General features: G+C 70.8%; 7 protein-coding genes. 5 read left to right on the top strand and 2 right to left on the bottom strand.

Annotated elements, in window-relative coordinates:
* Positions 1-589 precede the first annotated feature (589 nt).
* Positions 590-3,409, top strand: coding sequence for a lectin (locus tag ACZ7P3_RS13800; protein ID WP_472081131.1), 2,820 nt, complete (start codon positions 590-592; stop codon positions 3,407-3,409).
* Positions 3,410-3,609: 200 nt separating this feature from the next.
* Entirely contained in the window at positions 3,610-4,728 is a 1,119-nt protein-coding gene (locus ACZ7P3_RS13795; RefSeq protein WP_472081130.1) for a PP2C family protein-serine/threonine phosphatase, read from the top strand.
* A 145-nt stretch (positions 4,729-4,873) separates the two neighbouring features.
* Here the strand turns inward: ACZ7P3_RS13795 and ACZ7P3_RS13790 are convergent, their stop codons facing one another.
* Both ACZ7P3_RS13790 and ACZ7P3_RS13785 read right to left on the bottom strand, forming a co-directional pair.
* A complete protein-coding gene (locus ACZ7P3_RS13790) occupies positions 4,874-6,862 on the bottom strand; it encodes a glycoside hydrolase (protein WP_472081129.1) in 1,989 nt (662 codons plus the stop codon).
* A gap of 92 nt (positions 6,863-6,954) precedes the next feature.
* Positions 6,955-7,578, bottom strand: a complete 624-nt coding sequence (locus ACZ7P3_RS13785) for a TetR/AcrR family transcriptional regulator (RefSeq protein WP_472081128.1) — start codon at positions 7,576-7,578, stop codon at positions 6,955-6,957.
* Between the two features lie 168 nt (positions 7,579-7,746).
* On the opposite strand from ACZ7P3_RS13785, the gene ACZ7P3_RS13780 reads away from it, so the two are divergent.
* From ACZ7P3_RS13780 to msrA, 3 genes are all read left to right on the top strand, one after another.
* A complete protein-coding gene (locus ACZ7P3_RS13780) occupies positions 7,747-9,939 on the top strand; it encodes an MMPL family transporter (protein WP_472081127.1) in 2,193 nt (730 codons plus the stop codon).
* Between the two features lie 52 nt (positions 9,940-9,991).
* Entirely contained in the window at positions 9,992-10,711 is a 720-nt protein-coding gene (locus ACZ7P3_RS13775; protein WP_472081126.1) for an LmeA family phospholipid-binding protein, read from the top strand.
* Positions 10,712-10,844: 133 nt separating this feature from the next.
* Positions 10,845-11,366 (top strand): peptide-methionine (S)-S-oxide reductase MsrA, encoded by a 522-nt coding sequence (gene msrA, locus ACZ7P3_RS13770; RefSeq protein ID WP_472081125.1) that lies wholly within the window; start codon positions 10,845-10,847, stop codon positions 11,364-11,366.
* Positions 11,367-11,867: the final 501 nt, after the last annotated feature.

Here is an 11,867-nt window from a genome sequence, read left to right as displayed (position 1 = left end):
CCACCGTATGTGCACGCGGGCTGCCCCACGTAAACCCTCGGGGGTTTTCCCCCGGGTCCCGGGACCGGGATCCGGGCGCCCGTCCGATGACCGGCCCACCGTCACTGCGGGTGCGGCCGTACTCCTGCCCGAGCCGGGTCTCTGCGGCCAACCAGGCCTGAAGTCAGCGATGTTGGAGTAATCCGAAGAGGCCCGCGAGTATTGACGTGAGCACGCCCGATGACTACGTTGCGACAGTGCTCCGAGCCGGTCTGACGTCCAGCGGTTGGAGAGGCGGGAGGGGTTCCGAGTTCCCTGTGGTGTTCTCTCGGTCGAAAGAATCCGGTCACGGTTGGATAACGTTGTCACAGAGTTCCTGAGGCATCCGACAACGTTGTCTCCCTCGTCTTTGCCGCCTTCGCGCCCGCGGAACCGTCGGTCGCGGCCGTGACCGCGGCCGTGACCGCGACCGCGGCCATGACCGAGGCCGCGGCTGTGACCGGGACCGCGGCCCGATTCTCACCCGGGCCTTGCGCCGCCCCACCCGTCTGTCTTCGTCCGTCCCGCTCGGCGTGCTCCCGAACGCATCCCCTTCTGGAGGCAGATCGCGATGTTCTCGACTCCGGCCGGCGCCCGTCGGCCTGGTACGCGCAGACGACCGGTCCGCGGTCACCGGATCCGTACGACCCTGGGTGTCGCCGCCGGCGCCGCCCTCCTGAGCGCATACGCACTGCCCGCTCCCGTCACCTGGGCGGCGCCCGCGCGCACGGTCCACCTCGTGTCGTCACCGGCGGACCTGGTGAACCCCTTCATCGGCACGTCCAACGACGCCAATGACTTCCCCGGCGCGGACGTCCCCTTCGGCATGGTCCAGTGGAGCCCCGACACCTCGTCACGGCCCCCCGGCGGCGGATACGAGTACAAGGACTCCTTGGTCACGGGCTTCAGCCTCACCCACATCGCGGGACCGGGCTGCGGGGCCTCGGGCGACGTACCGGTGCTGCCCACCGTGGGCGCCGTCGACAACACGGCGACGGACTCCTTCTCGCACGCCGGCGAGTCCGCCTCGGCCGGCTCGTACAAGGTCGCTCTCGACAACAAGGTGACGACCGAACTCACCACCACCACGCGCAGCGGCATGGCGCGCTTCACCTTCCCCGCCACCTCCCAGGCCAACCTGCTCTTCAAGCTGGCGGGCAGTCAGAACGGCGGCACCTCCACACAGTTCAACGTCGTCTCCGGCACCGAGGTCAGCGGCCAGGTGACCAGCGGGAAGTTCTGCGGCGCCGGCAACACCTACACCGTCTACTTCGACATGGTCTTCGACCGTCCGTTCACCTCCAGCGGCAGCGCCCTCGCCCCCCGGGCGAAGCCGTCCGGGCCCCCGGCCCGGCGGGCCGGCAAGAACGACCCGGAGAAGCCGAACGAACCGCGCCTGCACGGCTCCATGCCCAAGCCGCGCGCCGGCACCGCGGTACCGCACGACGCCGCCGCGTCGAACGCACATGTCACCTTCGACACCACCACCGACCCGGTCGTCCAGGCCAAGGTCGGCATCTCCTACGTCTCCGTCGCGAACGCCGCCGCCAACCGGAGCGCCGAGAACGCCGGCTGGAACTTCGACAACGTGCGCACCGCGGCCCACACCGCCTGGGACACGGCTCTGGGCAAGGTGCGGATCGGCGGCGGCACGGCGGACCAGCAGAAGATCTTCTACACGGCGCTGTACCACTCGCTTCTGCACCCGAACGTCATCAGCGACACCAACGGCCAGTACTACGGGTTCGACGGCAGGACGCACACCGTCGATGCAGGACACAGCGCCGCCTACGCGAACTACTCCGGCTGGGACATCTACCGTTCCCAGGCCCAGCTGGAGGCGCTGGTGAGTCCTCAGGCCGCCTCCGACACCGCCCAGTCGATGACCGACGACTACGCCCAGACCGGGATCTTCCCCAAGTGGTCGGAGAACAACGGCGAGTCCTACGTCATGGTCGGCGACCCGGCGGCGTCGATCATCGCCGACTACTACGCCTTCGGCGCGCACGGTTTCGACACCGCGAAGGCGCTGGCCGGCCTGCTGAAACAGGCGAGCACCGCGAACAACGACCGGCCGGGCCTGAACTACCTCGACAACCCGGGCTACGAACCCCACGACGGCACGTACGGCTGCTGCAACTTCTACGGCCCGGTGGCCACGACCCTGGAGTACGACACCGCCGACTTCGCCCTGTCCGCCTTCGCCGGCTCCCTCGGCGACACCCGGAGCCAGCAGACCTACGCCCATCGTGCGCAGGACTGGCGCAACACACTGAACCCGGCCTCCGGCTTCGTCCAGCCCCGCAACGCCAACGGCTCCTGGACCGGTGGATTCGACCCCACCAGCGGCACGGACATGGTCGAGGCCGACTCGTGGATCTACTCCGGCATGGTCCCCTTCGACGTGGCCGGGCTGGCCACCGCCAAGGGAGGCAACAAGGTGATGGGCGACTACCTCGACACCGTGCTGCGCAGCTACACCGGCGACCACGGCTACGCGTGGGTCGGCAACGAGCCCAGCATCGAACTGCCGTGGGAGTACGACTACATCGGCGAGCCCTACAAGACCCAGGGGGCCGTGCGCTCCATCCAGGACCAGATCTGGGCCAACGCCCCCGCGGGCCTCGCCGACGGCAACGACGACCTCGGTGCGATGAGCGCCTGGTACGTCTGGTCCGCGCTGGGCATGTACCCCATGACACCCGGCACGCCGGACCTGGCCCTCGGCTCGCCCCTGTTCACCCAGGCCGTGATCACCCTGCCCTCCGGCAGGACGCTGACGATCAACGCCGACGGTGCCGCGGACGACGCACCCTACGTCCAGTCCGCGGCGTTCAACGGGTCCGCGTGGAACAACGCCTACGCACCCACGAGCGCGATCACCTCCGGCGGAACGCTCGGCTACACCCTCGGCACCGCCCCGAACACCGGCTGGGCCACGGCCGCGTCGGCAGCCCCGCCCTCCTACCCCGGTGACACCACCGCCCCGCCGAAGCCACGGGTGGGCCCGGTCAAGTCCGCGGTGACCTCCGCGCAGTGCATCGACGACGCCGGCTCCGGCACCGACGACCACACCGCGATCCGTCTGTGGACGTGCAACGGCACCTACGCCCAGGACTGGACGGTCGCCGCCGACGGCACCGTGCGCACCCTCGGAAAGTGCCTCGACGTGGCGAACAGCGGGACGACCAACGGCACCCTCGTCCAGCTGTACACCTGCAACGGCACCGGCGCCCAGACGTGGACGACCGGCGCCGACGGCTCCCTGACGAACCCCCACTCCGGCCTCTGCCTGGACGATCCCGACTCGTCCACCACGGAGGGGACCCGGCTGCAGATCTACACCTGCAACGGGACCGCGGCACAGAAGTGGACGCTGCCCCCGGCCTGACCCGCGCCGCTCCGGGCGATCCCGCACCCATGAAGCTCGCGGTCCCGTCCTCCGGCGGGACCGCGAGCACGTCCGCGGCTCGGGCCCACGGGAGGGTTCCACCCCCATGACACGGCACGCCGCGTAACGGCTGAGGAGAGGGGGGATCTTAAGGTGCGCATATGCCTCGACATCACCCTCACCCGGGCGGAGAAGACACCGTGCGGCGGGAGCCTGCCGCACTGTGGCGTGCGCCCCTGCGGCAGGGATGGATCTGGTGGCTGCCGTTGGTCGCCGTCGTGGCCGACATCGTGGCGGAGCTGGCCATCCACGGCAAGGAGCCGGTGAGCTTCCTGCTCATCGCCGTGCCGCCGATCGCGGCGGCGACGCGCGGGCCACGGGGCACGGCCCTGTCGGCGGTGGTGTGTCTGGGACTGCAGTTCTGGATGGCCGCACGACGTCCCGGGCACTTCGCGGAGCAGCATCACATCGCGCTGTATGTGTCGACCCTGCTCATCGGCATTGCCAGTACGGTCCAGTCCTGGCAGCGGGAGCGGACGGAGCACCATCTCACGCGTGCCCATTCGGCGGCCGAGGCCATGCAGCGCACCTTGCTGCGCCCGGTGCCGCAGAACATCGGACGGGTCCGGGCCGTCGGCTACTACGCGGCAGGCGAGGGAGGAACCCTCGTCGGCGGAGACCTCTACGACGTGTGCGAGACGCCGTTCGGTGTGCGCGCGATCATCGGCGACGTACGGGGCAAGGGCCTGGAGGCGGTGCAGACGGTGGCCGCGGTCCTGGGCAGCTTCCGGGTGTCCGCGCACGAGTGGTCGAGCCTGGGGAAGCTGACCCAGCGGCTGGAGCTCAGCATCGCCCGCAACAGCCCGTCCGGGCACACGGAGGATCCGGAACTCTTCGTCACCGCACTGGTCGTGGAGATCCCCGCATCGGCTGACATGGTCCGGATCGTGGACCGGGGGCACCCGCCGCCGCTCGTCATCGGACCGCGGGGGGTGCGGCAGCTGGCCACCTCACCGGCGCTGCCCCTGGGCCTCGGAACCCTGTCCGCGGTGAGCATCGAGGCCACCGTCCATCCTCTGTCCGCCGGTGAGGTGCTCGTCGTGCACACGGACGGGCTCAGCGAGGCCCGTGACGCGAGCGGCGCCTTCTACCCCATCGCGGACCGGCTCGCAGACCGGTTCGGCGGCGACGGCGCACCGGAACCGGAGGCCGTGGTCTCCTTCCTCCGAGCGGATGTGGAGCACTGGTCGGCGGCCCCGGACAACGACGACCGGGCCGTGCTCGCCCTGGCCATGGGGCGCCCCGACCACACGAGCTGAGGAGGGACCGCGGTGGTGCCTCCGGCCGGCGCGCGGCGGCCGGAGGCGGCCGAGACCGTGCTACGGCCCCTGCCGCCCCCGGCCTCCACGCGTCACACGCCCTCGGTCCGCCACGCCGGTCACCGACTGCTCGCTTCTCCGAGTCTCACAGGCCCTCGGGACACAGACGCCGGGCCGTGCCGCCCTTGATCACCGCGTCGACGCACCCGCCGGGCAGGCCGTCGTGAGGGGTGGCGGAGAAGTTCGCGGTCACCGTCAGCGCACCGTCGCCGAACGCCGTGCGCTGCACGAGACGGTCGGCGGTCAGCCAGCGGAAGTCGGTCATCGGCCGGGTCGCCGCCGCCTTGTGCAACGGCTCGAAGTATTTCTGCAGCTCGGCGATCCGGCGTCCGTGCCGGTCGAGTTCGGACCGGTCGAGGACCAGGTTGAGCGGCACGTTGTACAGCATGGCCAGCAGCGCGCGGGTGCGGCTCTGGTCGGGCAGCTTGGACCATGACAGCTCCCAGCGCTCGGTGCTGACGACCGAGTCGTGCAGCACCGTCTGGTACAGCGGCACCCGGTACCTGGGGTCGTACATCGCCTTGGCGACATCGGCGGGCAGGCGGACCGGTTTGAAGAAGACGGCGGGCGCGCCGTAGGGCGCGTAGCCGCCCCACGTGGTCCGGTCCCGCTCCAGCTTCCAGAGCCGGTCGTCGACGGGTGTCGCGGATCCGTGGCTGAAGGACAGCACGCCGTTGGCCCAGGAACCGGCGCTCTCCGAACCGAGCACCAGCCTGCGGTCACCTGATAGCCATGCCATCCGGGCCAGCCGGTTCCGGCGGTCCTGCGCCTGGGTCATCGGGTGTGCGGGGGAGCGGTCGGTGAACAACTCGCCGGCGGCGTCGACGTCAAGGAAGTAGCTGGTGGCGCCGTCCGCAGTCATCTCCCGGGTACGGTCGGCCAGATAGTGCCGGGCGGGCTCGGCCCGTCGGAGCGCCTCGGAGCTGACGTAGCAGCCACGCCCGCCGAAACCGGTGACGATCTTTCCGTCGGATCCGTGCACGCAGGCGTCCGGCCACACCGGGGCGGGCCACTTCGACACCGAGGTGTCGGCCGATGCGGGATCCTGTGCGTTCGCCCAGGAGTCGTACGGTCCGACGAGGTACCCGGCCTGTTCGGCCCGGCTCGTCGCCTCGCGGCCCATGGGGGAGCCGTCGGCGTCGTAGCCGATCCACATCCGGTCGATGCCGAGCTGCCGCAGCCGTCGTATGCCCTCCGCAGTGCGCGCCTGACCCCACGCGTAGGCGTGGAACGCGCCCACCAGCCTGCCGACTTCGGGATTGCGGGCGATCTTCTCGCGCAGGGTGGTGATGCCTCCGTGGCCCTGCAGCCAGGCGCGGTAGTCGTGTGCCGCTGCCACCGGCGATCCGTCGGTGAGCGCGAAGGTGACCGTGTAGCCGGTGGTGGAGTCCCGCGGCGAGAAGCGGTGCTCGGTCTCCGCGTGCAGGCGGCCACCGGTGGAGACGAACCTCAGCGTCGTGCCGATGTCGGACGGGACGATGTAACTCGACCCGTGCCGCGACGATGTGCTCGTGCCCCAGAACGGCATGGTCAGCCCGTCGGCCAGGCCGGCTTCCGTGCCCGCGAGCCCTGCGGACGCCGAGTTCCACCACGTGTCGGTGACGGGTACGGACAGGCCTTCTCCGCGCGGAATCTGCAACTCCTTCGTGGCCGGATCGGTCGCGGTCACCGGCCAGTCGAGCGTGGTCGTCCGATCGGCGTGCAGGGACACCGCCAGCCGTCCGTCGCGTGCGGATGCGGTGACCCTGAGCCCCTTCTCCGGGTAGCGCCAGGTGGCCGTCCCTCCGCGCACCGAGACCCTTCCGGCGGGGCCCAGGCCGCCGGCCGCAGGGTCGGAGAGCCGCCACGTGCGGCCGTCGTCGGCCCGGGCCCGCACGGCCAGCGACGCGAGATCCACCACCGCGCGCCCACCGGCGACAGGCACGGTCAGCCGGTCTCCGTCCGCTTCGATGAGCGGGCGGTCCGTCGTGCCGGTCCCGAACGCGGTGGCCGTGCCGACCGCGCCGATCACCGCGAGGACACCGCTCAGCGCGATGACCTTCTTCCTGGCTTTCTTGATCTTCCGAGTTCCCATGGGCGGCCACTGTCGGGGTGCCGCATAAGAACTTTGTGAGAGACGTGACGGCGACCGGACGGTCCGTCAGGAAGAGCCCGGGCCCGGAGGAATCAGGGCCGCTCGGGCGTGCCGATCTCGCGCAGGATCCCGAAGGCCCGCTGCAGGGCTGCCGGGCCCGTGTCCGTGATGCCGGACGCGCGCCGCGCCCGGCGCGTCCGCAGGACCGCGCGTACCGCGGAGAGGGCCGCGCAGGCGACCACGGCCGCCCGCAGGTCGGCGTCGGGCGTGTCCGGGGGCAGCCTGCGGTGGACCAGAGCGGTGAGCCGTTCCTCGAAGTCGGAGAAGGCCTGCACCAGACGGGTCGTGATGACGTTCTCGAGGTCCTCGAGCGGGTGGCTGAGGGCGGTCAGGGTGGAGGCGGCGAACGGCTCGGCCGCCGCCAGCAGCGCGTTGCACACCGCGTCCAGGGGCTCCTCGTCCGCCGGACGCTCGGACAGCGCACGCTCCACGTAGGCGAAGATCTCGACGCCGTCCGGCAGCAGCAGCGCTTCCTTGCTCTCGAAGTACCGGAAGAACGTGCGCACGGAGACGTTCGCGTATGCGGCGATGTCCGCGACCGTCGTGACTTCGAACCCCTGCTCCTTGAACAGGCGCGCGGCCCCTTCCAGCAGCAGGCGCCGCGTCTCCTCCTTCTTGCGTTCGCGCAGTCCAGCGGGGGCGATCTCACTCGGCATGGGGCGAGCCTCCGCCATGGTGTCGCGTCTGTCAATTGGCACACGTGTCACGCGGCGGGTCGCATCAGCGAATCTGTCGTGGCTGCCAATTGTCATTCGTGCCACTTTCTCTCTAGAGTTCGTGTCACTCGTGACACTTTTCTTTGGGAGAACACAGTGCCCCGACCCATGCAGCAGCCCTCAGGGCCGACCGAAACGCACGGCGACACGCATCCGCTGCCGGCCCCCGCCCCCGAACCCGGCGGACTCGGCCGCCTCGGCGCCTTCTGCGCCCGGCATCCGGCCGCGGTCCTCGCCGCCTGGCTGCTGATCCTGGCCGCCGCCCTGACCGGGCGGCACATCGCCGCACCCACCTTCAGCGACCAGGTCAGCCTGCCCGGCACCGCCTCGCACACCGGCGCCGACCTCCTCGCCACCTCCATGCCCGAGGCCGGCCGGCCCAACGGAAAGGTCGTCTTCCACACCGACTCGGGAACCGTGGCCGACCAGCGGTCCGCACTCGACCGAACCCTGGCCGACCTGCGCGGCCTGCCCCGTGTCACCGCCGCGTCCGCACTCGTGACCAGCGACGACGGGCGCACCGCGTACACCACCGTGTCCTTCGACGAGCAGCTGAAGAACCTGGGCCACGACTACACCACGCGGCTCGACGCGGCGACGGAGCCCGCCCGCGCGGCGGGGCTCGGCGTCGCCTACGGCGGCGACCTCGACCAGGTGGTCCGGCAACCCGCCAACGACAGGCTCAGCGAGGGCGTGGGCGTCGTCACCGCGCTCGTCATCCTGCTGCTGGCCTTCGGCAGCGTCCTCGCCGCGCTGCTGCCCCTGGTCACCGCGCTGATCAGCGTCGGAGTCGGCCTGGGCATCGTGGGCATCGTCGCCGCCACCCTCTCCTTCGCGACCTCCGCCACGACCCTGGCCGGCATGATCGGTCTGGGCGTGGGCATCGACTACGCCCTGTTCCTGACCACACGCTTCCGCCAGGACCTCATCGACGGACACCATCCGGTCCGGGCCGCGGCCCGCACGGCCCGCACCAGCGGCCGCGCCGTCCTCATCGCCGCCCTCACCGTCGCCGTCGCCATGCTCAGCCTCTACGCGTGCGGACTCAGCTTCATCGGCAAGATCGGCCTGGCGGCCACCCTCGCCGTCGTCGTCACCGCAGCTGCCGCCCTCACCCTGGTGCCGGCAGGCCTGGGCCTGGTCGGCAGGCACGTCGACCGGCTCCGGCTGCGCCGCCCCGTCGCCGAGAGCACGGGGGAGCGGGACGGCTGGCACCGCTATGCGGAACTGGTCGCCCGGCGCCCCTGGACGTTCCTCCTCATCGGCCTCGCCGTCCTCGGCGTGTGCTCCGTACCGCTGCTGTCCATGCGCCTCGGCCACGTCGACGCCGGCGCGGACCGGCCGGGCAGCAGCACCCGCAGCGCCTACGACTGGATCGCGAACGCCGGCGGGCAGGGCTTCGGAACGGGGGCGAACGGCCCCGTCGTCACCGTGGTCGACGTGAGCAAGGCCCATACGCCCGTCGACCGGATCTCCGGCGATGTGACCGCGGCGCTGAAGCGCACCCATGGCGTCGCCTCCTTCACCCCCCTCGCGCCGAGCGGCGACGGCCGGATCCTCGTCACCACCCTCACCCCGGCCACCGGCCCGCAGGACGCCGCCACCGGCGCCCTGCTCGACACCCTCTCCGCGCACACGCTGCCCGAAGCCCTCGGCGGCACGGGCGCCGAGGCCTATCTCACCGGCAGCGTGGCCGGCCAGGCCGACTTCCGCGCCACGATCCAGCAGCGGCTGCCGATCGTCATCGGCATCGTCCTGGTCCTCGCCTTCCTGCTGCTCATGACCGTCTTCCGCAGCGTGGTGATCCCCCTCAAGGCCGTCGTCCTGAACCTGTTCACCACGGCCGCGTCCTACGGTGTGCTCGTCGCGGTCTTCCAATGGGGCTGGGGCGACTCGCTCCTCGGGCTCTCGGAGCCGGTGCCCATCGAGTCGTACGTCCCGATGATGATGTTCGCGATCGTCTTCGGACTCTCCATGGACTACGAGATCTTCCTCCTCTCCCGCATCGCCGAAGCCTGGCAGCGCACCGGCGACAACCGGCGCTCGGTGGGGGAGGGGCTGTCCGCGACGGCGCGTGTCATCTCCGCCGCGGCCTTCATCATGACCGCGGTGTTCCTGTCCTTCACCGCCTCGCCCACCGTGGTCGTGAAGATGCTCGCCCTGGGTCTGGCGATCAGCGTGATCGTCGACGCCACCGTGGTCCGCCTGGTCCTGGTGCCGTCCGCCATGTTCCTCATGGGCAGGGCGAATTGGTGGATACCCCGCCGGCTGGACCGGGTCCTGCCGCACCTGCATGCCTGACCGCCGGCCCGTCCCGCCGCCCCGACCCGACCGACCCGGACTGAGAGACCACGTGACATCGAACCGCAGGAGCCTGATCCGCATCCTGGTCGCCGCGACCGCCGCACTGGGCGCCCTCACCTGCGCGACCGACCTGCTCGTCGAGCACAGGACGGAGGCGCGGGTCGCCGCCCGGGCGTCACACCGCCTGAAGCCCCACGGGCCGGTGCACGTCGCACTCACCACCCCGCTCGCGGGGCTGCGCACCCTCGGCGGGCAGGTCGGCGACATCGACGTGAGCGCCAAGGGCGTGCACCGTCAGCAGGCCGTCGTGGACGTGGCCGTCAGCCTGAAAGACGTCACGACCGACGGCGACAGCGCCGGCGGCACCGCCACCGCGACCGTCGGATACGACCAGGTGACCCGCCGCCTGGGCGCACTCGGCGACGGCCTGGCAGCGGGCGGCGACGGTGGCGACCTGATCCTCAGTGGCAGCGTCGGACGGCTCGGACTCCCGGTCACCGTCCGGGCGAAGGTGTCCACGACCTCGAACGCGCTCACCGTCACGCCCACGACCATCGGCATCCTCGGCCGGAGCGCGACCGTCGACGGCCTCTCCGCCCTGCCGGCCGCCTCCGGACTGCGGGACGAACTGCAGCCCCGGACCGTGGCCGTCACCGGACTGCCCCACGGCGTCGCGCTCACCTCGGCACACGCCGCCGACGACGGCCTCGTCCTCGCCTTCTCCATCGCCGCAGGCCCGACGCCGGACCCGGGCGGCGGAGCGGCCTGATCCGCCGGACCCCGAACGACAGTGCCCCGGTACTCCGAATGGTTGCCCGGCGGTGGTTATAAGCTGGATGAACGTGAGAACCGGCACGTCAACGACCGTGCCGGACCGCGGCCCAAGCATGAGGGAGCGACCGATGACAGCGGGAACCGAGCGAGCCGTACTGGCGGGCGGTTGTTTCTGGGGTATGCAGGACCTGATCCGCAAGCAGCCGGGCGTGGTCTCCACACGCGTCGGGTACAGCGGCGGCGACACCCCGAACGCCACGTACCGCAACCACGGCGACCACGCCGAGGCCATCGAGATCCTCTTCGATCCGACGGCCACGAGCTACCGCGACATCCTGGAGTTCTTCTTCCAGGTCCACGATCCGACCACGAGGGACCGCCAGGGCAACGACATCGGGCGCAGCTACCGGTCCGCCATCTACTACACCGACGAAGAGCAGCACCGCATCGCCGTGGACACGATCGCGGACGTCGAGGCGAGCGGGCTGTGGCCGGGGAAGGTGGTCACGGAGGTCGAGCCCGTGGGCGACTTCTGGGAGGCCGAGCCCGAGCACCAGGACTACCTGGAGCGCTATCCGAACGGGTACACGTGCCACTTCCCGCGCCCGAACTGGAAGCTGCCGCGCCGGGCTTCCTCCCCGACGAACTAGTACTGCAACGGCCCTTGTCGTGACCGCTGGGCAGTTCACGGACTGTGTCCGCGTTGCTTGTAGTGGCTGGTGCGAGCTTGGTATTGGCGTCGACGCCGCCAGATTGACCAGTGCAGGATGTGGTCGATGGGTGCGGGGCGGCGGTCGGTGAGCCGGGCGATCTGACGTCTGATTTCGGCAAGGCTGAGGTGGATGACCGGGGAGGATCCGTTTCTGAGAATGTTCGTGTGCCCCGTATCGGGGTGGCCGGCCACGCATCCGTCCCGATCGCGTGCGCGCTGACAAGGCGTACGCCTCCCGCAAGGACTGCACCTACCTGCGTAGACGAGGTATGCGCTGCACCTCCGTACCAGGCCGACCAGGCGCGTAACCGCAATCAGCGCGGCTCCGGCGGCGGCCGGCCGCCGAAGTTCGGCCCGGTCGACCACCACGAGCGCCATGCGGTCGAGTGCGGAATCAATCGCCTCAAGAGGCACCGCGCCTTCGCCACGAGACACGACG

Source organism: Streptomyces sp. NPDC107581 (assembly GCF_055657175.1).
The sequence above is the reverse complement of the archived record's forward strand: the minus strand, read 5'-3'. Positions and strand labels throughout refer to the sequence as shown.